The sequence below is a fragment of the Macrococcus brunensis genome (assembly GCF_004359615.1).
Classification (GTDB): domain Bacteria; phylum Bacillota; class Bacilli; order Staphylococcales; family Staphylococcaceae; genus Macrococcus; species Macrococcus brunensis.
This window is the reverse complement of the sequence record NZ_SCWA01000009.1, coordinates 70,109-89,506: the sequence shown is the minus strand read 5'-3', so window position 1 is coordinate 89,506 and position 19,398 is coordinate 70,109. Positions and strand designations below refer to the sequence as shown.

Below are 19,398 nucleotides of genomic sequence, written 5' to 3'. Positions count from 1 at the left end.
ATTGAACTTTTTGATTATGTGAACTGGTATAACAATGTCAGGCCGCACGGCGCATTAAATTATCTAACACCAAGGGAATATAAAGAAATATTCTATAAAAACTGTCCAATATTATGTTGACAGACCACTTCTAATCTATCAATCATCTCAGGGAGTTGAGTACTGTCATGTACATTTCCCGGGGTCACATGAAGGTCAACTATCCATCCGTTTTGATCACAACAGACATGTCCACTATACGTAAACTGTTTTTCTCTTTCACTTTTAACATAATATCCAGCCTCAGGGTCTGTGGTACTTACTTTGATAGTTTTAGTTTCTATCTCATCCTTCGGCTTTATAGGCTTTTTTCCTTCAGATTCTCTGATTTCGTTTATTTCTTTTTCAAGTTCATCCTGATAGTGTTTTGCGGTCTTTTCAATTTCATGTTTTTCATATTTATTTTTATTAGCGTTGGCTTTTATGTGAGTTGAATCTATGAAGAGAGAGGTGCTATCGACTAGGCCATTTTCTTCAGCCGTCTTTAGAATTCTTTCAAAGATTTCGTTGAAAAGTGTGTTATCGCTGAAACGTCTTACATAGTTCTTACCGAAGGTAGAAAAATGAGGAACCTTATCCATTACGCCAAGGCCAAGATACCATCTGTATGCAAAGTTTGATTCTATCTCTTTAATCGTCTGTCTCATTGATTTGATCCCAAACAGATGTTGTATCAGGACTATCTTGATTAGAATGACTGGATCAATGCTGGGTCTGCCATTATCAATCGAGTACTTATCTTTAACCAGATCATATACGAAAGACAGGTCGAAGACCTGATCAACCTTTCGGAGTAAATGATTGGGTGGCACAAGATCTTCCAGACTGTACATTTCAAGTTGATTTCGCTTTTGGTTTGTATACTCTTGATCAGACATCTTAATCAATATAATCACCTGCTGAATTTATTTCTTATATTTTAACAAAAAAAGACTGTAAACATAATCTCCGGAGGAGACTTTGTCTACAGTCTGAACAGACACTTTTGTGTCTGTTTTTTTTTATTAGCTGAATATTTCATGTATAATTATAGATGAGGTGACAGATATGAATAACAAAGAATTGAAAAAAGGGATACGTAAAAAGGTTATTTCGTACTTGAAAGAGACTGATAAATATTTGGCTGAGATAGAGTTATTAAAAACATTATTTAATTCGACTGAATGGCAGAATGCAGAGTCCATTGGAGTGACACTAAGCATGGATCATGAAGTCAGTACAGAAAATATTATCAGGTTTGCGCTGATTGAAAATAAAAAAGTATATGTGCCAAACTGTGATTATCAAAATAAAACAATGGATTTTGTGAGATTTCATTCACCGGCTGATTTACATAAAGACGAAAAAGGGATACTGGCAGTTGAAAATCCGACCGAAGTCAATAATGAAGTCGATTTACTATTGGTTCCCGGCCTCGGTTTTAACACGGATGGCTACCGCGTTGGTTATGGCGGGGGATATTATGATCGTTTTCTCTCTTCTTTTAACGGGCGAACAGTCAGTGTTATCTTAGATGCACAGATTATGGATATACCGATTGATGATTTCGATCAGCCTGTTCATCAAATTATCACTGAAAAACGTACCTTTACTGGAGTACGTCGATGATTACTTCTAAACAGCTTCTGGAGACGATTTACAAAATTAGTCGCTACTCTGATTTTAAGCGTGTAAAATTGGATGAGCTGCTATTGATTAATCAAAAATCAAAGAAAGCAATTCGTTTTGTCAAAGAAAAGCAGAACGTTCAGTCACTGGATTTTTTGATACAGAAAACACAGCATCAGATTAAAGAAATCCTAAACTTCAATCCTGTAAAAATTGATATCTATTTAATCAATCAGCCTGTACCCGCTGACTTTAATAATTCCACTATAAAAGTCCATAGTCTGTCAAAATACAGTGAACTGAGACATATAGATGTATCACGACAATATCAGGTATTTAGCCGGATAAAAGGTCGGCAATCTGAAAATTACTATTATAAACGACTGATGGCTGATAATGACATAGATCGAGCCATGTCAAAGTTCAGTCCGGTCACAACGATATTGATTGTGTTAAACGTCCTGATTTTTCTTATCAATTTAATGATTTCGTTCAGTAACCCTTCAGGAAACTTGATTGAAAAAGGTGGACTCAGTCATTTTAATTTTGTACACGGAGAGTATTATCGTGTATTCACATCCATCTTTCTCCATTTTGATTTTTCACATCTACTCCTGAACATGCTGTCCCTTTATATATTCGGAAAACTGACAGAATACCTTTTTGGGCCGCTTAGGTTTTTGCTGATCTATCTCATAAGTGGTCTAATAGGCAATTTACTTTCCTTATCCTTCGAGACTACAGCTCTGTCGGCAGGCGCAAGTGGGGCTATTACAGGACTTTTAGGCGCGTTATTTGTCTACATGATTATCAGTAAAAGGTTTGAGAAAAAATTGCTTATACAGACAGCAGTCGGCCTCCTCATCTTCTTACTGATGAGCAATCTTTTTGGCCGAGTCAATAACTGGGCACACTTTGGGGGGCTTTTCGGGGGCTTCTTTGTAGCCTTGATGTTTAAACAGGCCAGACTCTATTTTTATATGATGACAGCGGGACTAGCACTTATCATCATTTTGCTGTTAATGAACACATTTAGTCAGAGCGAAGAGAATATTTATAATCATAAAGTGCAGGCTGCCATGGTACATGGAGACTTTAAAGAAGCGGAAAGTATGGCTAAAGATATTTTTGCTAAAGGTTATGAAGATGCAGATACTTATCGTTTATACGGGCTTGTGCTGGCCAATAATCAATCCTTGGCAGAGGGAATAGCGACCTGGCAGACAGGATTGAAACGCTATCCAGAATCAGCTGTTCTTAATTATCAGATGGCGCTAGCCATGCGGGCAAATGATGATTATAAAAAAGCGCAAAGTTATTTTAATAAAGCGGAAAAATATATGTCAGCAAAAGAAACTAAAGAATTAAAAAATGAGTTGAAAGTATTTGGTGAGTAGAAATGAAATCATTTTACGATGTACAGCAGCTCCTAAAAAAATTTGGACTGATTATTTATTTTAAAGATGAACATAATACCATTGAAATGATGAATCAGGAACTAAAAGATATCCACCAGAGTGGATTGATCTCAAATGAAGAGTTTATACAAGCACGGCTTATTCTAAACCAAAGAAAGATGGGAAAACTATGATTATACTGGCAGCAGATGTCGGAGGCACGACATGTAAACTAGGGGTATTAAGTGAAGACCTTGATATTCTTCACAAATGGGAAATACCGACCCATACAGAAAATGATGGCGATAGAATTCTGCGTGATATTTATGAGTCTTTTAAGAAGAATGCGAGTCTTAAAAATTATCAGCTTGAAGATGTGAAAGGCATTGGTTTAGGCGTACCGGGGCCGGTCGATTTCGAGAAAGGCACTGTGAATGGAGCTATCAATCTAAACTGGCACGGTGTTAAGCATGTACGTGATGAATTTGAAAAGTTGAGCGGCAAGCCTGTATATATTGATAATGATGCCAATGCGGCAACGCTCGGTGAGAAGTTTAAAGGAGCAGGCCAGAACGAACCTGATGTTGTCTGTATCACGCTCGGAACTGGTGTTGGCGGAGGTATTATCGCCAATAATGAACTCGTACATGGACATAATGGATCTGGTGGCGAAATTGGTCATTTCAAAGTCGACACTAAAGAGCGTTTCCAGTGTAACTGTGGAAGACGGGGATGTTTAGAGACGGTTGCCAGTGCGACGGGCGTCGTCAATCAGACTTATTACTACTACGAAGAACTTCAGTTTACAACGGTTCTGCAGGAAGCGATCGAAAACAAAGAAGTTCAGGCGAAGATGGTGTTTGATGCTGCAAAAGAGGGTGATGAGTTTGCGACCTATATTATTCGTAAAGTCGCAAACCACCTGGCATATGCAATCAGTGTCATCAGCGTTATGACGAATCCGAAATATGTCATTATCGGTGGCGGCGTATCTAAAGCAGGACAGTTTCTGATTCAGCATATTGAGTCAGTTTACAAAAAAATGACGTTTAAGCCTGCAATTGAGGGTACAAAGATAGTAACAGCTGAACTGGGCAATGATGCCGGTATTATAGGTGCAGCTGGATTGATTAAACAATATGTGAAATGAGGGTCTAAAAATGGCAATAGTAGATGTAGTCGTAATACCACTGGATGAGAAGTCGGTCAGTGTCAGTCAATATATCGCAGACATTCAGACGATTTTAAAAGAGAAAAAAGAAGCGGGTTTAATTGACTATCAATTAACGCCGATGAGTACCCTCATTGAGGGTGAGTTATCAGTTCTTCTGGAAGTGATTGGTGAGATTCATGAAGCGCCGTTCAATAAAGGTGTTAAACGGGTCTGCACGAATATCCGTATAGATGACAGACGAGATATCTCGCGAAAAATGGCTGATAAACTGGACTCAGTGAATAAACATCTTAAATAAAAAAAGACGATGAAAATCGTCTTTTTTTAGTGATGTAAAATTGGATAGCCATAAGTCAGCATAGTCGCGATAGAGAAGAAACCGAATGATGCAGCTGCGAGCAAGCCGAAGATAATGCCTAATATGTTTTTTGTTTTAAAAGAATGCATAAGTCCTTTGAGTGCAAATAAGAAAACTAAGAACATTAAGATAGCGAAAATATTAACACCGATATGAATATCGATACCAAAAAGTTTGCCCAGTTTGCCTGAATCAATAAATGGCATAGTACAACCCCCAACATTATTTCATTTATTATCACTAATTATTGTATAATTAATGTTAGGTTTTGTCGAGTGTAATTTTAAGGAGTGGAATGAATGAAAGTACATGCTTTAAGCTTAGGACCTGTTCAGACGAACTGCTATATCATCGAGAATGAAGAAACTCTGTTAGTCATTGATCCGGGTGCTGAATTCGAAAAGATCAACAGTTTGATACAGAATTTAAATAAACAAGTAGAAGCAGTCCTATTGACTCATACACATTTTGATCATATCGGTGCTGTTGAAGACTTTTTAGATGCTTTTCAAGTCAAGGTTTATGTAGCAGAAGAAGAGAAATACTGGCTGTCTGATCCTGAATCAAATGGCTCAGAGAAGTTTAAGTCATATGGACTGGAAGAAATCGTGGTGAGAGTGAAGCCTGAGATTTTACGTCCGGGGCAGAAGACCCTTGGTTCATTCAAATTTGATGTGATGCATACACCAGGACATTCACCGGGTAGCCTGACTTTTGTTTTTGAAGATTTCGCTGTCGTGGGAGATACGCTGTTTAAAGAAGGTATCGGTAGAACAGATCTTAAAGAAGGCAATCTTCAGACGTTGATGAACAGCATTGACGAACTCATGTCATTGCCGGAAGATACAGTGATTTATCCGGGGCATGGTCCAAAAACAACGCTTGCTTACGAAAGCGACCACAACCCATTTCTATAAAAAAAATCCTCAAGTTATCTTGAGGATTTTTTTTATTTATGCATACCGAAACCTGGTTCCAGTAGGAATGTAGAATAATAAGTAAATCCTACGAAACAGATAACTAAGTAAGCTGCAAAGATATACATATACATTCTTTCAGTAAGGTTTAAGTAGCCAAGAAGAATGAAGAAGCCAGTCTGTGCTACGAAAATAAAGGCAACGATATCCATGCCGCCTACATAGAACATTACTGCAAAGATAGCTGTCCAGAATCCTAAAGTTTTATAAACTTTATCCATTTAGTGCTCCCCTCTCTGATCAATCAGTTCATGTCACTTATTATTATAAAGTTTGTCACATTAGATGTAAACCTAATTTTCACTTCTAAATATAGGTAACTCTGATGTCAATTAAGGATGAAAAAATTTATTCAGCCTTTATTTTGTCCACAAAGAAAAGAATAAGGTTTTTTCTTCGATTATTAAGTAGGGAGGGATTTATGAAAGAAAAAGTAGATGAAATTATTTCAGCAGGTATTAAAAGACAGGCGTCAGATATTCATTTTGTCCCATCAGCAGAGCATATCTATTTAAAAATGCGTATTGAAGGTGTAATTGAGAGAATATCAACGATGGACCACACGACATACGAAAAAATATTAGCATACTTGAAGTTCGTCTCACAGTTAAATGTCAGTGAAAGAAAAACTTCTCAGAGCGGTATGCTGCAAGTTACCCATGAAGATACTCTTTATCATATCCGTATTTCTACATTACCTCAGTCAGTGGGCAGTGAAGCAGCTGTGCTACGACTATTGAAAGCAGAATTCTCTGCAGAACCCCTGATAGACAATGAACTTCTGTTTCAGATGATGAAACTTTCGCACGGACTTATTCTCATGACAGGACCAACAGGAAGCGGAAAAAGCACATTGATGTATCATCTCCTTGCTTATGCACGCGATAAACTGCAGAAACAGATTATCACGATTGAAGACCCAGTTGAACAGACTTTGCATGAGACTATACAGGTCAACGTCAATGAAAAAGCAGGTATTACTTATCAAAGCTCATTTAAAGCGATACTGCGCTGTGATCCTGATATTATCATGATCGGGGAAATCAGAGATGATGAGACCGCAAAACAGGTCATTAACGCGGCGCTGAGTGGCCACTTAGTACTTTCAACCTTGCATGCGAACAACTGTACAGGAGCTATCGAGCGTCTTATGGAAATGGGTAACAATCCACCTGAGATAAAGCAGGCCGTTCAGCTTATCACTAATCAGCGGCTGATCAGAATGCGAACTGGCAGGGAGCTAGTACTGGAGATGTTCAATCAGCAGCAAGTAGAAGAATATTTCTCGAATCAAGCTGTGAATCATTACATCTCTATCGCTGAACAGCTGGAAACGCTCTATCATTCACAGCAAATCACCTTATCAGAACTGGAGAAACATCGTGTGGTCAACTAATCGACTAAAACAGTTCGAAGATGATTTTTTACTCAGAACTGCAGAGCTTCTGGACAATGGTTTTACTTTATATGCTGCTGTTCAATTTTTATTCAGTCAGTACGACGGTATAAAACGAGATATTAAAGAAGAGAGTCTGTTGCTGCTGGAAAATGGCAGACCGCTCAGCGATGTTCTCACTCATCTGAAATATAAGAATCACATCGTATTACAGGTTTATTTTGCAGAGCAGTATGGTGATATCAATCGGTCACTAATGGAATGCCATCAGTATAATCAGTCTCAGAAGACAAGCAGGCAGCAATTTTTAAAGACCATTCAGTATCCTCTGATACTTATCTCCATTTTCTTTGGACTTATCATGGTGGTCAATCAGACCGTTCTTCCGCAGTTCAAGAATATGTATGATTCAATGGGTATCGCTATTTCTCCAGAACTAACTTTTATGACTACCATCCTCTTTTTACTGCCTAAATTACTGATTATTCTGCTGGTCTCTTTCTTTTTATTGGTAGCAGGATATATGCTTATTTTTAGACGTGCAGAGATTGAACGTCAACTATGGCTTCTAAAACGCGTACCGATTATCAATAGTCTGCACCGAAAATTGCTGACCTACCGCGTCAGTAGTGAACTGTCATTCTTCTTAGCGAATGGTATCGCAATGCTGAAAATTATAGAGATTTTTAAAAGTCAGGATAAAGACCGGCTCCTGAAATATATCGGAGAAGAAATCGATGGCTCATTACTGAGTGGTTATTCACTTCCTGACGCTGTCACTCGTCTTAACTTACTTGAATCATCACTGATTCATTTCATTCAGCATGGTGAACAAAATTCTAAACTGGAGATTGAACTTAAATATTATTCAGGATATATCTTTAAGAAATTTGAAAACCAGATCTTGCAATATATTAAGTGGATACAGCCCATTGTTTTTATGTTACTTGCATTACTTATCATCACTTTATACTTGGTCATCATTTTACCGATGCTGCAAATGATGAGCGGCATCCAATAACAGGAGGAAGCATATGAAAAGTATGACAATGAAAATTAAAGGTATGGTCAAGCAGAGTTTTCGTACAGATGAGGGTTTTACGCTCATAGAAATGCTTTTGGTTTTATTAGTTATTTCAGTTCTTATCATCGTTATTATCCCTAACATCGCTAAACAATCTGATAATGTTCAGTCAACTGGATGTACCGCTCAGGTCAAAATGGTTCAAGGCCAGATGGAAGCTTACAAACTGCAGACAGGGAAAACACCGACTAATGTTCAAGATTTAGTGCCCGATTTTCTGAAGGAAAATCAGACACAGTGTAAGAATGGCAAGACCATCAATATCGTTAACGGTGAAGCGGTTGCGGCCTCTTGATCAGGCATTCAGTTATATAGAGATGTTGCTCGTCATGTTAATCATGCTTATCATGATTAACATGATGAGCTATCATCTGTTTGATGCGAAGAAGGCAGACGTTGATGAGACAAACCAGGAACTTTTAGCAGTCATCAATTACTATCAGACGTTGGCAGTTTCGACTGGACAATCAATCACAATGACTTTTCTGCCTGGCCAAAAAGATATATTAATTAAATCGACACAGCTCGGCATCAACACGCGTTATCGTATTCGTAACGGCTATATTTATAGTGGAAACAACTCGACCATTACCTTTAAAGGGGAACTTGCGAGTAAAGGTGCCACCATCACATATTTTGTTAATAATCAGCGATTTCAATTAATCTTTCAAGTTGTGAGAGGAAGAATCCGTATTGAAAGCCAGTAAAGCATTCTTATTAATAGATGCGATGCTCAGTCTCGCTATCACTTCACTCATTTGTATGATGCTCTTACCTATGCTGCAGAATATGAGTCAGCATTATAGAGATTCCTATACAGAACTACAGACATACCGGCAAGTATTGATTGAAGTTAGAAGGGGTGAAGGCATTTATGAGCACAATAATGAACTCTGTACCGAAAACCACTGCATCAGCAAAAGATGAGGGTTTTACTTTGCTGGAAATGCTTCTTAATTTAGCTATCGCAGTCATGCTGATTAGTTTGTTTCCACTTATTATCACTAATATCAGTATTTTTAAAGCTTCGGCGCAAGATAACTATGATATCAATGTTGAGCTTTGTCTTCGCGATTTAATAGCAGAAACTAAAGATATGCGTCTTGTAGTGGTCAATAAAGAACTGCTTGCAAAAGAAGACACTTATAGAACATATAACTATTCTTTTGATGGACTAAGAATTATTCGAAAAGCTGAAAATTCAGGTTATGTTATTCTGATGGAACGTGTGAAGTCAGCACGCTTTTATGAGCAGAATGGTTCATTTTATCTGGAAATGACTTATCAGGATAAATGGAGAGTGATTCATGAAGTTTTTCAGATCAGATGATGGGCTGATGTTTCCGTTCGCACTCATTCTGTTAGCTATTGTTTTATTTTATGTTGGTTCCTATAGTGTCAGGTATACGGTAAAATTAAATACATTGGATAACTTGAAAGATTATTATTATCAGGAAATCATATCAGAAATCAGGAGTGAATAAATGACGATTGTACTAGTGGGCTTTATGGGCGCAGGAAAAACAACGATTGGTAAAAGACTTGCTCAAGTATTAGACAAGCCATTTATTGATCTCGACAGTTATATAGTAGAAAAAGACGGCCGCAGCATTGCTGAAATATTTAAAACTGAAGGGCAGGAGAAATTCAGACAGATTGAAGTCTGTGCACTGAAAGAATGTCTGAGTCAGGATGCTGTACTCGCTACAGGGGGAGGAGTCATTGAAACTCCTGAAAACATACATATGCTAAAAATGAATCAAGTGAACATCTGGCTGGATACAGATATTCAAGAATTATATTCAAGAATAACAGATGATGAAAGTCGGCCGAACGCAAATGGCCGGACATTTTTACAAATTAAAGAGTTGTACAACAGGAGAGTTTCACGATATAATGAAATCGCATTCATGCAAGTAGATTCTAGTAGATGTGTCGATGATTGTGTAAGAGAGATTATGGATAGTCTTGCATCGTTATAGTCACTTTATTACAATTTAACTGTATGTCTTATTAGTAATAATAAGATAATTTCATTTAATGGAGGAGAAATAATGACAGAACTTAAGAAAACCCCTTTGTATGACAAATATATTGAAGATGGTGCTAAAGTAATTGATTTTTCTGGCTGGGCACTGCCTGTTCAATTCTCCAGTATTAAAGAAGAACATATTGCTGTACGTGAAAATGTCGGCATGTTTGATGTCAGTCACATGGGCGAGATTATAGTTGAAGGCGAAAAAGCATTAGATTATCTGCAATACGTCCTGACAAATGACATCTCTAAAGTTACTCAGTCTCAAGCTATTTATGCAATGATGACAAATGAACAAGGTGGCGTAGTTGACGATCTTGTTGTTTATCAGTTAGAAGATAATAAATATTTATTAGTTGTCAATGCAGGAAACACTGACATCGACTATAAATGGTTAACAGACCACAAAATTGATGGCGTAGAAGTGAAGAACGTCTCAAGTGAGTATGGTCAGATTGCTGTACAAGGTCCTAAAGCTAAAGAATTAATGGAAAAACTCGTCACTGTAGACATCAGTGAACTTAAAATGTTCGGTTTCATCCAGGACGTCGAGTTATTCGGTAAAACAGTCATTCTTTCACAATCTGGTTACACAGGTGAGCATGGTTATGAAATCTATTGTTATGCACAAGACACAGTAGATATCTGGAATGGATTACTTGAAGCTGGAGTAGTTCCTTGTGGTTTAGGGGCTCGTGATACATTACGTTTAGAAGCTGCTCTTCCATTACACGGTCAGGATATCACGCCAAACATTTCTCCAATTGAAGCAAAAATGGGCTTCAGTGTTAAGTTACAAAAAGGAGACTTTATTGGCCGTGACATCATCGCTAAACAAAAAGAAGAGGGTCCAGCACGTCGTTCTGCAGGTCTTGAATTATTAGAACGTGGTATTGCACGTACAGACTATGAAGTCTTCAATAAAAATGACGAGAAAATTGGTTACGTGACAAGTGGTACTCAATCACCTTCATCTGGCCGTTCAATCGCATTAGCTTTAATCGATATCAAGGAAACTGAAATTGGTAACGAAGTATATGTTCAAGTCAGAAAAAATAAAGTACCCGCTAAAGTCGTAAAAACACCATTCCATAAAAACTAAGGAGAGAGATTATGAGCCATCGTTATATTCCATTAACTGAAACTGATAAGCAGGAAATGTTAGAGACAATCGGCATTCAGTCAATTGACGAATTATTTGCTGATATCCCGGAAAAAGTTCGTTTCGATCGTCCACTTGATATTAGAAAAAGAAAATCAGAGACAGCTCTTTTAAGAGAACTGTCTGCACTTGCTAATAAAAATATTACAAGTGAAACTCATGCATCATTCTTAGGTGCAGGTGTTTATGATCACTACATGCCAATTGTGGTTGACCATGTAATTTCTCGTTCAGAATTTTACACAGCTTATACACCTTATCAGCCTGAAATTTCTCAAGGTGAATTACAAGCTATCTTTGAATTCCAGACAATGATTTCTGAACTGACTGGAATGGACGTTGCTAACTCTTCTATGTATGATGGCGGAACTTCTTTCGCTGAAGCGGCAATGCTTGCTTGCGGTCATACTCGTAAAAAGAAAATCGTTGTATCTAAAGCGGTAAACGATGAGTCACGTGCTGTTCTTCAGACATATGCTAAAGGTCAAAATTTAGAAGTCGTTGAAATCGATGTAAAAGATACTGTGACAGATTTAGATGCACTTAAAGCTGCAATCGATGCGGATACAGCTTGTGTGATGGTTCAATATCCGAACTTCTTCGGTAGCATTGAAGATTTAGAAGCAATCAAGTCATTTACTGAAGGCACTAAAGCGTTATTCGTTGTATCAAGTAATCCATTAGCGCTTGGCTTATTAACACCTCCAGGTGAATTTGGTGCTGATATCGTTGTAGGTGATGCACAAGTATTTGGTATCCCTGCTCAGTTAGGTGGACCACACTGTGGTTACTTCGCTGCAACAAAAGCGTTAACTCGTAAAATGCCAGGTCGTTTAGTCGGTCAGACACATGACGACGAAGGTCAACGTGGTTTCGTGTTAACACTGCAAGCTCGTGAACAGCATATCCGTCGTGATAAAGCGACTTCAAATATCTGTTCTAACCAGGCGCTGAATGCCCTTGCTGCTTCTGTTGCGATGAGTGCATTAGGTAAAAATGGTGTCGTTGAAATGGCTGAACAGAACCTTTATAAAGCGAACTATATGAAAGACAAAATGATTGAAGCTGGATTCAATGTCTTACCTGGCACTTCATTCAATGAATTCGTTGTTAAATTCAACAAGCCAGTTCCTGAAATCAATGAGCAGCTCCTTGAAGAAGGATTTATCGGTGGTTATGACTTAGGTCGTATCGATGATAAATACGAAGGACATATGCTGATCGCTGTTACAGAGCTTCGTACGAAAGAAGAAATCGATACATTCATTGAGAAAGTAGGTGCCTATAATGCTTAAAGGAGCAACTCCATTAATTTTCGAACGTTCTAAAGAAAATCGTTTCGCATATTCATTACCACCTCTTGAAGTAGAAGGCAAAAAAGTTAAGGATATTCTGGACAGTAAGTTTATCCGTAAAGAAAAAGCAATGTTACCAGAAATTGCTGAACTTGACTTAATGCGTCACTACACAGAGCTTTCTAACAAAAACCACGGGGTTGATACAGGTTTCTATCCACTTGGTTCTTGTACAATGAAATACAATCCAAAGATCAATGAACGTATAGCGCGTATGGCTGGGTTTGCTCAGGCACATCCATTACAAGACGAAAAAACAATTCAAGGTTCACTGGAAGTCATCTATGACTTACAGGAACACTTAAAGGAAATCACGGGTATGGATGAAGTAACACTTCAGCCTGCTGCGGGTGCTCACGGTGAGTGGACAGCCCTGATGATGATCAGAGCTTACCACGAATCAAATGGTGATCACGAGCGTACAAAAGTCATCGTACCTGACTCTGCTCACGGTACAAACCCGGCGTCAGCAACAGTTGCAGGTTTCGAAACAGTCACTGTTAAATCAAACGAACAAGGGTTAGTGGATATCGAAGACTTAAAACGCGTTGTAGGTCCTGATACAGCAGCAATCATGCTGACAAACCCGAACACATTAGGTCTTTTTGAAGAAGATATTTTAGAAATCCGTGAAATCGTGCATGAGGCCGGCGGTAAATTATACTATGATGGGGCAAACTTAAATGCCATTATGAGTAAAGTACGTCCTGGCGACATGGGCTTTGACGCTGTTCACTTAAACTTACACAAAACATTCACGGGTCCACACGGTGGTGGCGGTCCAGGTTCTGGTCCTGTTGGTGTGAAAGCGGATCTTATTCCGTTCCTGCCAAAACCACACATCGTTAAAGAAAACGATACATTTAAATTTGATTACGACCGTCCACAATCTATCGGACGTGTTAAACCATTCTATGGTAACTTCGGTATTTACTTACGTGCTTATACGTATATCCGTACAATGGGTCCAGATGGCCTGAAAGAAGTTTCAGAGACTGCTGTACTGAACGCAAACTACATGATGCGTCGTCTTCAGCCTTACTTCGAACTGCCATATGACAGACATTGTAAACACGAATTCGTCATCAGTGGTGTGAGACAGAAAAAACTCGGTGTCCGTACTTTAGACATGGCGAAGAGACTGCTTGACTTCAACTTCCATCCACCAACAATTTACTTCCCGCTTAACGTCGAGGAATGTATGATGATTGAACCGACTGAAACAGAATCTAAAGAAACACTCGATAAATTCTGTGACACAATGATTCAGATTGCTAAAGAAGCAGAAGAGAATCCAGATATTGTTTTAGAAGCGCCACATCACACAATCATCGGACGTTTAGATGAAACAACAGCTGCTCGTAAACCTGTTCTTCGTTTTGAAGGCACAGTCGAGAAGTAACAAAAAAACTTCAATCCCACATCAGGGATTGAAGTTTTTTTTAGTTCTTCGATTTAATTCTGCCTTTCCATTCCTTATAGCCGCCTTTTAACATGAAAAGATGTTCATAGCCGTTCTTTTTCAGCATGCGTGCTGCACGGTAGCTTGAGACACCATTTTTATCGATGAAATAAATCGGCTGATCTTTACGCAGGCCAAGCATACGTGTCCGGAAAATGCTCATTGGAATATTTCTCGCACCTATGATATGACCGTATTCATAATCTGCTTTTTCACGTAAATCGATAACTTGAGCACGGCGAAGCCCTGCCTGAAAGTCATCTTGACTTAGTTCTGTAACAGATTTACGATTGATATTGTAACTAATCGCGATATAGATGATAAGTGCAAGAAGGATGATTCCAAGAATAATCCATACTGTCATTCTGTTTCCTCCTCAAAATAGCATAATATCATTATAAAGATTAATATCACGTATTTCAAAGTTAATTTACTCTATTTACAATAAGGATGGTTTTATGACTGAAAAGTGGTTGTTTATCAATACAAAAAAACAAAATCCATATTTCAATATGGCTTTAGATGAAGCATTGTTGAACTGGGTGTCAGAAGGCAAAATGCAGCCTGTCATCCGCTTCTACGGCTGGAATCCGAGAACGTTGTCTATCGGTTATTTCCAGAAATTGAAGAAAGAAATCGATATTGAAAAAGTGAAGGCGAATGGTATTGGTCTCGTCAGAAGAACAACAGGTGGCCGAGGAGTTCTGCATGATAAAGAGCTCACTTATTCTGTTGTTGTGCCGGAATCTCATCCTGATATGCCGCAGACGGTGACAGAAGCTTATCGTGTCATTTCAGGTGGCTTACTTGAAGGATTCAGAGCACTGGGATTCGACGCTGAATTCGCTATACCGAGAACAGAAGAACAGCGTGCCAAACTGAAGGATCCAAGAAGCTCTGTCTGTTTTGATGCACCGAGCTGGTATGAACTGGTCGTTGAAGGCAGAAAGGTAGCAGGAAGTGCACAGACAAGACAAAAAGGGGTCATCCTGCAGCATGGTTCAATTTTACAGGATATTGATGTTGATGAACTATTCGATCTGTTTATCTATCAGAATCCGAGAATGCGGGAAAAAATGCAGCATGCTTTCAGCGATAAAGCGGTTGCTATTAATGATTTATCTGACCGACACGTGACAATAGAGGAGATGGAAGAGGCATTTTATAAAGGCTTTGAAAAAGCACTGAATATCGAACTCGTTCCTTACGACCTTACTAATGAACAGCTGGAAGAAGTCTACAGTATTGCTGATAAGTATATGAGTGATGAATGGACCTATAGACGCTAGCCTCCAGTATGTTATCATATAATGAGACAGAATTTTCAGACATGGGGGATAAATATGAAATTTGATAAAATACAACAACTGCTCGCTGATAAAAAGATTGAAGCAGTCATTATTCTTTCACCGTATAACAGACGCTACTTATCATTATTCACAGGTTCAAGTGGTGCACTTGTGATGACTAGAGAAGAAAACTTACTGATTACTGACTTCCGTTATATCAGTCAGGCAACGGAACAGACTGACTTCACGATTATCAAGCAAAGCGGAGGGTTACTGGATACGATTAAGACCGTTCTGCACGACAGAAATATAAAAAGTGCCGGTTTTGAAGGAGACCTGATAACGTTCCAGCAGTATCAGGCACTCAGCCAGCAGACTGAGCTTGTCGACATCGCTGGAGAAGTCGAAAAAATCCGTATGGTTAAGGAACCTTTTGAAATCGAAATCATTCAGCAGGCAGCAGATATTGCTGACCAAGCATATGAACATATTCAGACATTTATCCAGGCAGGTAAAACAGAGCTTGAAGTCAGCAATGAACTTGAGATGTTTATGCGTAAACAAGGTGCCAGCGGTTCTTCGTTTGATACCATTGTGGCATCAGGGGTCAGAGGCGCGCTGCCACACGGTGTGGCGTCCAGTAAAGTGATTGAACAAGGCGAGATGATTACACTGGACTATGGTGCTATCTATAATGGCTATATATCTGATATCACTCGTACGCTTTCAGTAGGTGAACCACTGGAAGAGATGCGTCAGATTTATGATATCGTTCTTAAAGCTCAAGTGACTGCACTTGAAACGATTCAATCAGGCATGACGGGCCGTGATGCAGATCAAATTGCAAGGCAGATTATTGCAGATGCAGGGTATGGTGAAGCATTCGGCCATTCACTTGGCCATGGTATCGGACTCGAGGTGCATGAGGGACCGGGACTGTCCATGGCTTCAGATGTGCAGCTTGAACCTAATATGTGCGTCACACTTGAGCCGGGTATCTACGTCGAAGGATTAGGCGGCGTTCGTATTGAAGATGATGTTTTAGTGACTGAAAGTGGACTAAAGCGCTTTACACATTCTTCAAAAGACCTTATTATTTTATAGAAAGCAAATTTAGGAGGATTACTCATGATTTCAGTTAATGATTTTAAAACAGGTTTAACAATCGAAGTAGATAACGGTATCTGGCGTGTACTTGAGTTCCAGCACGTAAAACCAGGTAAAGGAGCGGCGTTTGTTCGTTCTAAACTGAGAAACTTACGTACAGGTGCTATTCAGGAGAAGACATTCCGTGCAGGTGAAAAGGTCGGTAAAGCACAAATTGACAACCGCAGAATGCAGTACCTTTATGCAAGCGGAGATTCTCATGTCTTCATGGACACTGAAACATATGACCAGACAGAACTGCCTGAAGCAAACCTGTCACATGAACTGAAGTTCCTTAAAGAGAACATGGAAGTTCATATTCAAAGCTACCAGGGAGAAACTCTGGGTGTTGAACTCCCTAACACAGTGACACTTGAAGTCACTGAAACAGAACCAGGTATCAAAGGTGATACAGCACAAGGTGCGACTAAAGCTGCTACAGTTGAGACAGGCTATACACTCAATGTGCCTTTATTCGTTAACCAAGGTGACTTATTAATCATCAATACAACTGACGGTTCTTACGTCTCTCGTGGATAATCAATCAGACCTCTCATCATGATGAGAGGTTTTTTATTTTCTCTTGAATTGGTCTGACCACTGAAGTAAAATGAGGGATAGCACATGAATTTGATTGCCAAAGGAGAACATTATGAATCTTGAACAAATTAAAGAACTGATAAAAGTACTGGAAGACTCAACACTTACATCAATTGAAATAGAAGATAATGAACAGAAAGTAAAACTTTTTAAAGAAACAAAAGGCAGCGAAGTATATGCACCGGCTGCCATTCAACCTCAGCAGGTTCAGGAGATAGCAGTAGAAGCGCCACAAGTAGAGACTCAGAGTGCAGTGGAAGCAACTCAGACCATCAATGCACCCATGGTAGGCACATTCTATCAGTCACCATCACCTGATAAAGGACCTTATGTTCAGATAGGTGATCACGTCACAGCAGATTCTGTTGTCTGCATTTTAGAAGCCATGAAATTGTTTAATGAGATTCAGGCTGAAGTAGCCGGAGAGATTGTTGAAGTGCTGGTTGAAGACGGACAAATGGTGGAATATGGTCAGCCGCTCTTCAAGGTGAAATAATGAGAAAAGTACTCATTGCCAACAGAGGAGAAATCGCAGTCAGAATTATCCGTGCCCTAAAAGAACTGGGCATTCAATCGGTCGCTATTTATTCAGAGGCCGACCGTGAAGCACTTCATGCTCAGCTTGCGGATGAGGCTTATTGCGTTGGTCCAAAGTACTCTAAAGATTCCTATCTCAATATCCCTAACATCTTATCAATCGCAAGCTCAACAGGTTGTGATGGCATTCATCCAGGTTATGGCTTCCTGGCTGAGAATGCTGACTTTGCAGAGATGTGTGAGGCCTGTAATATTAAGTTCATAGGTCCAGGACATGCTGCTATTAATAAAATGGGTATCAAGGATATCGCCAAAAAAGAAATGATTAAAGCAAATGTACCGGTTGTCCCGGGAAGTGACGGTCTAGTCGACACAGTAGAAGATGCCAAAGCAGAAGCTGAGCGTATCGGTTACCCTGTGATCATCAAGGCGACTGCCGGCGGTGGCGGTAAAGGAATCCGTGTCGCTCGTAATGAAGAAGAACTTGAGACAGGCTTTCGCATGACCGAGCAGGAAGCGGAAGTTTCATTCGGTAACAAAGGCCTTTATATAGAAAAGTTCATTGAGAACTTCAGACATATTGAGATTCAGGTGCTGGCAGACAGCTTCGGCCACACGATTCACCTGGGTGAGCGTGACTGTACGATTCAGCGTCGTATGCAGAAGCTGGTGGAGGAATCCCCAAGTCCTGCCATCACGAGTGAGACAAGAGCTGAAATGGGAGCTGCAGCAGTCAGAGCGGCACAGGTCGTAGGCTATGAAAGTGCAGGTACGATTGAGTTCATCTATGACCTGGATAGCGATCAGTTCTATTTTATGGAGATGAACACCCGTATTCAGGTCGAACATCCAGTTACAGAGATGGTGACAAGCTGTGACTTAGTGAAGTGGCAGATCAGGATTGCTGCGGGTGAACCACTGACGCTTCAGCAGGAAGACGTTCAGTTTACTGGGCATGCAATTGAACTCAGAATCAATGCAGAAAATCCTGTGAAAAACTTTATGCCATCAGCCGGTGAAATCACGCAGTACTTAGTGCCAGGTGGCTACGGCGTTCGTGTTGACTCAGCGTGTTATAACGGTTACACGATTCCACCTTATTATGACTCCATGGTTGCGAAACTCATCGTTCACCAGCCTACGCGTGAAGAAGCGATCCAATGTGCACTGCGCGCACTGGATGAATATATCATCATGGGTATCTATACGACCATTCCTTTTCATCAGGCGCTCCTCAAGCATCCTGTCTTCAGAAGTTCAGAATATAGTACAGACTTCCTGAATGAGAATAAACTGAACATCGAATAAAGAAAGAAGCCCCCGGGCTTCTTTCTTTGCTTTTTCAGTTAAAATAACGGCAAAATAATGGTATGATAAACATATTATATGATGGGAGGCATAAGCTATGTCTAAACAGAATTTAGGAACAGTGGAAATCGCGCCTAATGTCATTGAAGTCATTACTGAGATCGCGATCAGTGAAGTAAAAGGTGTCTCACTTGCACAGAGAAATAAATCACTGGATAAGCTCGGCGTAAAAAATGCCAAAGGTGTCAATGTGGTAGTTAAAGAGAGTGATATTTATATCGATGCCTACTGTATCTTTGATTATGGCACTAAAATTTCTGCTACTGCCAAACAAGTTCAGCAGAATATTAAGAACGCTCTGACTAATATGACAGCACTTACCCCTAAAGAAATCAATATCCATATCATCAATATAAAATTTAATGACTAAGAGGATGCTTGCATCCTCTGAATTTTTGAAGGAGATTACCT

General features: G+C 39.4%; 26 protein-coding genes and 1 pseudogene. 23 read left to right on the top strand and 4 right to left on the bottom strand.

Translation table 11 applies throughout. The features are described from left to right. A partial coding sequence (locus ERX27_RS06455; protein WP_165983039.1) for an IS3 family transposase occupies positions 1-120 on the top strand: 120 nt, incomplete at its 5' end. 11 nt (positions 121-131) lie between these two features. Here ERX27_RS06455 and ERX27_RS06450 read toward each other — a convergent pair. Beyond that, positions 132-917 (bottom strand): annotated as a pseudogene (locus ERX27_RS06450) (transposase); the annotation flags it as partial. 169 nt (positions 918-1,086) lie between these two features. On the opposite strand from ERX27_RS06450, the gene ERX27_RS06445 reads away from it, so the two are divergent. The 5 genes from ERX27_RS06445 to ERX27_RS06425 are packed head-to-tail and all read left to right on the top strand — an operon-like array spanning position 1,087 to position 4,516. Continuing rightward, positions 1,087-1,647: a 5-formyltetrahydrofolate cyclo-ligase gene (locus ERX27_RS06445; protein WP_133432016.1), complete on the top strand. Its 561-nt coding sequence runs from the start codon at positions 1,087-1,089 to the stop codon at positions 1,645-1,647. Then, positions 1,644-3,044 carry a rhomboid family intramembrane serine protease gene (locus ERX27_RS06440; RefSeq protein WP_133432015.1) on the top strand — a complete coding sequence of 467 codons (1,401 nt, stop codon included), beginning with the start codon at positions 1,644-1,646 and terminating at the stop codon, positions 3,042-3,044. Before ERX27_RS06445 ends, ERX27_RS06440 begins: the two co-directional genes overlap by 4 nt. Before the next feature lie 2 nt (positions 3,045-3,046). Beyond that, complete coding sequence (locus ERX27_RS06435) at positions 3,047-3,238, top strand: YqgQ family protein (RefSeq protein WP_133432014.1); 192 nt, start codon at positions 3,047-3,049, stop codon at positions 3,236-3,238. Continuing rightward, positions 3,235-4,194 (top strand): ROK family glucokinase, encoded by a 960-nt coding sequence (locus ERX27_RS06430; RefSeq protein WP_133432013.1) that lies wholly within the window; start codon positions 3,235-3,237, stop codon positions 4,192-4,194. The genes ERX27_RS06435 and ERX27_RS06430 overlap by 4 nt, the downstream gene beginning before the upstream one ends. 10 nt (positions 4,195-4,204) lie before the next feature. After that, entirely contained in the window at positions 4,205-4,516 is a 312-nt protein-coding gene (locus ERX27_RS06425) for an MTH1187 family thiamine-binding protein (protein WP_133432012.1), read from the top strand. 26 nt (positions 4,517-4,542) lie between these two features. Here the strand turns inward: ERX27_RS06425 and ERX27_RS06420 are convergent, their stop codons facing one another. Then, positions 4,543-4,782: a DUF2759 domain-containing protein gene (locus ERX27_RS06420; protein WP_133432011.1), complete on the bottom strand. Its 240-nt coding sequence runs from the start codon at positions 4,780-4,782 to the stop codon at positions 4,543-4,545. A 93-nt stretch (positions 4,783-4,875) separates the two neighbouring features. Here ERX27_RS06420 and ERX27_RS06415 point away from each other — a divergent pair, with 93 nt between their 5' ends. Beyond that, positions 4,876-5,493 carry an MBL fold metallo-hydrolase gene (locus tag ERX27_RS06415; RefSeq protein ID WP_133432010.1) on the top strand — a complete coding sequence of 206 codons (618 nt, stop codon included), beginning with the start codon at positions 4,876-4,878 and terminating at the stop codon, positions 5,491-5,493. Between the two features lie 32 nt (positions 5,494-5,525). Here the strand turns inward: ERX27_RS06415 and ERX27_RS06410 are convergent, their stop codons facing one another. Next, the gene (locus ERX27_RS06410; protein ID WP_133432009.1) at positions 5,526-5,774 is read right to left on the bottom strand and encodes a DUF2626 domain-containing protein; all 249 of its coding nucleotides are present in this window, start codon (positions 5,772-5,774) and stop codon (positions 5,526-5,528) included. Between the two features lie 200 nt (positions 5,775-5,974). On the opposite strand from ERX27_RS06410, the gene comGA reads away from it, so the two are divergent. From comGA to gcvPB, 10 genes are all read left to right on the top strand, one after another. Continuing rightward, a complete protein-coding gene (gene comGA, locus ERX27_RS06405; RefSeq protein WP_133432008.1) occupies positions 5,975-6,949 on the top strand; it encodes a competence type IV pilus ATPase ComGA in 975 nt (324 codons plus the stop codon). After that, positions 6,936-7,970: a competence type IV pilus assembly protein ComGB gene (gene comGB, locus ERX27_RS06400; protein WP_133432007.1), complete on the top strand. Its 1,035-nt coding sequence runs from the start codon at positions 6,936-6,938 to the stop codon at positions 7,968-7,970. Before comGA ends, comGB begins: the two co-directional genes overlap by 14 nt. Positions 7,971-8,013: 43 nt before the next feature. After that, complete coding sequence (comGC, locus tag ERX27_RS06395) at positions 8,014-8,328, top strand: competence type IV pilus major pilin ComGC (RefSeq protein ID WP_424960614.1); 315 nt, start codon at positions 8,014-8,016, stop codon at positions 8,326-8,328. A gap of 34 nt (positions 8,329-8,362) precedes the next feature. Beyond that, entirely contained in the window at positions 8,363-8,740 is a 378-nt protein-coding gene (locus ERX27_RS06390; RefSeq protein ID WP_133432006.1) for a hypothetical protein, read from the top strand. Beyond that, positions 8,727-8,960 carry a hypothetical protein gene (locus ERX27_RS06385; protein ID WP_133432005.1) on the top strand — a complete coding sequence of 78 codons (234 nt, stop codon included), beginning with the start codon at positions 8,727-8,729 and terminating at the stop codon, positions 8,958-8,960. Before ERX27_RS06390 ends, ERX27_RS06385 begins: the two co-directional genes overlap by 14 nt. A gap of 19 nt (positions 8,961-8,979) precedes the next feature. Beyond that, complete coding sequence (locus ERX27_RS06380; protein ID WP_243715871.1) at positions 8,980-9,363, top strand: competence type IV pilus minor pilin ComGF; 384 nt, start codon at positions 8,980-8,982, stop codon at positions 9,361-9,363. A 154-nt stretch (positions 9,364-9,517) separates the two neighbouring features. Next, positions 9,518-10,015, top strand: coding sequence for a shikimate kinase (locus ERX27_RS06375; protein WP_133432003.1), 498 nt, complete (start codon positions 9,518-9,520; stop codon positions 10,013-10,015). A 69-nt stretch (positions 10,016-10,084) separates the two neighbouring features. Next, positions 10,085-11,170 carry a glycine cleavage system aminomethyltransferase GcvT gene (gcvT, locus tag ERX27_RS06370; RefSeq protein WP_133432002.1) on the top strand — a complete coding sequence of 362 codons (1,086 nt, stop codon included), beginning with the start codon at positions 10,085-10,087 and terminating at the stop codon, positions 11,168-11,170. 11 nt (positions 11,171-11,181) lie between these two features. After that, positions 11,182-12,525 carry an aminomethyl-transferring glycine dehydrogenase subunit GcvPA gene (gene gcvPA / locus ERX27_RS06365; protein WP_133432001.1) on the top strand — a complete coding sequence of 448 codons (1,344 nt, stop codon included), beginning with the start codon at positions 11,182-11,184 and terminating at the stop codon, positions 12,523-12,525. Continuing rightward, positions 12,518-13,987, top strand: a complete 1,470-nt coding sequence (gene gcvPB / locus ERX27_RS06360; protein ID WP_133432000.1) for an aminomethyl-transferring glycine dehydrogenase subunit GcvPB — start codon at positions 12,518-12,520, stop codon at positions 13,985-13,987. The genes gcvPA and gcvPB overlap by 8 nt, the downstream gene beginning before the upstream one ends. Positions 13,988-14,027: 40 nt before the next feature. Here gcvPB and ERX27_RS06355 read toward each other — a convergent pair whose 3' ends face one another. Then, positions 14,028-14,411, bottom strand: coding sequence for a rhodanese-like domain-containing protein (locus ERX27_RS06355; RefSeq protein ID WP_133431999.1), 384 nt, complete (start codon positions 14,409-14,411; stop codon positions 14,028-14,030). A 94-nt stretch (positions 14,412-14,505) separates the two neighbouring features. Here ERX27_RS06355 and ERX27_RS06350 point away from each other — a divergent pair, with 94 nt between their 5' ends. The 6 genes from ERX27_RS06350 to ERX27_RS06325 all read left to right on the top strand — a co-directional run bounded on the left by ERX27_RS06350 (position 14,506) and on the right by ERX27_RS06325 (position 19,357). Further along, positions 14,506-15,336 carry a lipoate--protein ligase family protein gene (locus ERX27_RS06350; RefSeq protein ID WP_133431998.1) on the top strand — a complete coding sequence of 277 codons (831 nt, stop codon included), beginning with the start codon at positions 14,506-14,508 and terminating at the stop codon, positions 15,334-15,336. Between the two features lie 54 nt (positions 15,337-15,390). Further along, positions 15,391-16,440: a M24 family metallopeptidase gene (locus tag ERX27_RS06345; protein ID WP_133431997.1), complete on the top strand. Its 1,050-nt coding sequence runs from the start codon at positions 15,391-15,393 to the stop codon at positions 16,438-16,440. A 24-nt stretch (positions 16,441-16,464) separates the two neighbouring features. Further along, positions 16,465-17,022, top strand: a complete 558-nt coding sequence (gene efp / locus ERX27_RS06340; RefSeq protein WP_133431996.1) for an elongation factor P — start codon at positions 16,465-16,467, stop codon at positions 17,020-17,022. Positions 17,023-17,134: 112 nt separating this feature from the next. Continuing rightward, entirely contained in the window at positions 17,135-17,578 is a 444-nt protein-coding gene (gene accB / locus ERX27_RS06335; RefSeq protein WP_133431995.1) for an acetyl-CoA carboxylase biotin carboxyl carrier protein, read from the top strand. Next, positions 17,578-18,927 carry an acetyl-CoA carboxylase biotin carboxylase subunit gene (gene accC, locus ERX27_RS06330; RefSeq protein ID WP_133431994.1) on the top strand — a complete coding sequence of 450 codons (1,350 nt, stop codon included), beginning with the start codon at positions 17,578-17,580 and terminating at the stop codon, positions 18,925-18,927. The genes accB and accC overlap by 1 nt, the downstream gene beginning before the upstream one ends. Before the next feature lie 97 nt (positions 18,928-19,024). Beyond that, positions 19,025-19,357, top strand: coding sequence for an Asp23/Gls24 family envelope stress response protein (locus ERX27_RS06325; RefSeq protein WP_133431993.1), 333 nt, complete (start codon positions 19,025-19,027; stop codon positions 19,355-19,357). Positions 19,358-19,398 lie beyond the last annotated feature (41 nt).

Bases quoted from the DNA above. Each gene is read 5' to 3' on its own strand.
- ERX27_RS06445 (WP_133432016.1), top strand. From the start codon at position 1,087: ATGAATAACAAAGAATTGAAAAAAGGGATACGTAAAAAGGTTATTTCG.
- ERX27_RS06440 (WP_133432015.1), top strand. From the start codon at position 1,644: ATGATTACTTCTAAACAGCTTCTGGAGACGATTTACAAAATTAGTCGC.
- ERX27_RS06435 (WP_133432014.1), top strand. From the start codon at position 3,047: ATGAAATCATTTTACGATGTACAGCAGCTCCTAAAAAAATTTGGACTG.
- ERX27_RS06430 (WP_133432013.1), top strand. From the start codon at position 3,235: ATGATTATACTGGCAGCAGATGTCGGAGGCACGACATGTAAACTAGGG.
- ERX27_RS06425 (WP_133432012.1), top strand. From the start codon at position 4,205: ATGGCAATAGTAGATGTAGTCGTAATACCACTGGATGAGAAGTCGGTC.
- ERX27_RS06420 (WP_133432011.1), bottom strand. From the start codon at position 4,782: ATGCCATTTATTGATTCAGGCAAACTGGGCAAACTTTTTGGTATCGAT.
- ERX27_RS06415 (WP_133432010.1), top strand. From the start codon at position 4,876: ATGAAAGTACATGCTTTAAGCTTAGGACCTGTTCAGACGAACTGCTAT.
- ERX27_RS06410 (WP_133432009.1), bottom strand. From the start codon at position 5,774: ATGGATAAAGTTTATAAAACTTTAGGATTCTGGACAGCTATCTTTGCA.
- comGA (WP_133432008.1), top strand. From the start codon at position 5,975: ATGAAAGAAAAAGTAGATGAAATTATTTCAGCAGGTATTAAAAGACAG.
- comGC (WP_424960614.1), top strand. From the start codon at position 8,014: ATGGTCAAGCAGAGTTTTCGTACAGATGAGGGTTTTACGCTCATAGAA.
- ERX27_RS06390 (WP_133432006.1), top strand. From the start codon at position 8,363: ATGTTAATCATGCTTATCATGATTAACATGATGAGCTATCATCTGTTT.
- ERX27_RS06380 (WP_243715871.1), top strand. From the start codon at position 8,980: ATGCTTCTTAATTTAGCTATCGCAGTCATGCTGATTAGTTTGTTTCCA.
- ERX27_RS06375 (WP_133432003.1), top strand. From the start codon at position 9,518: ATGACGATTGTACTAGTGGGCTTTATGGGCGCAGGAAAAACAACGATT.
- gcvPA (WP_133432001.1), top strand. From the start codon at position 11,182: ATGAGCCATCGTTATATTCCATTAACTGAAACTGATAAGCAGGAAATG.
- gcvPB (WP_133432000.1), top strand. From the start codon at position 12,518: ATGCTTAAAGGAGCAACTCCATTAATTTTCGAACGTTCTAAAGAAAAT.
- ERX27_RS06355 (WP_133431999.1), bottom strand. From the start codon at position 14,411: ATGACAGTATGGATTATTCTTGGAATCATCCTTCTTGCACTTATCATC.
- ERX27_RS06350 (WP_133431998.1), top strand. From the start codon at position 14,506: ATGACTGAAAAGTGGTTGTTTATCAATACAAAAAAACAAAATCCATAT.
- ERX27_RS06345 (WP_133431997.1), top strand. From the start codon at position 15,391: ATGAAATTTGATAAAATACAACAACTGCTCGCTGATAAAAAGATTGAA.
- efp (WP_133431996.1), top strand. From the start codon at position 16,465: ATGATTTCAGTTAATGATTTTAAAACAGGTTTAACAATCGAAGTAGAT.
- accB (WP_133431995.1), top strand. From the start codon at position 17,135: ATGAATCTTGAACAAATTAAAGAACTGATAAAAGTACTGGAAGACTCA.
- accC (WP_133431994.1), top strand. From the start codon at position 17,578: ATGAGAAAAGTACTCATTGCCAACAGAGGAGAAATCGCAGTCAGAATT.
- ERX27_RS06325 (WP_133431993.1), top strand. From the start codon at position 19,025: ATGTCTAAACAGAATTTAGGAACAGTGGAAATCGCGCCTAATGTCATT.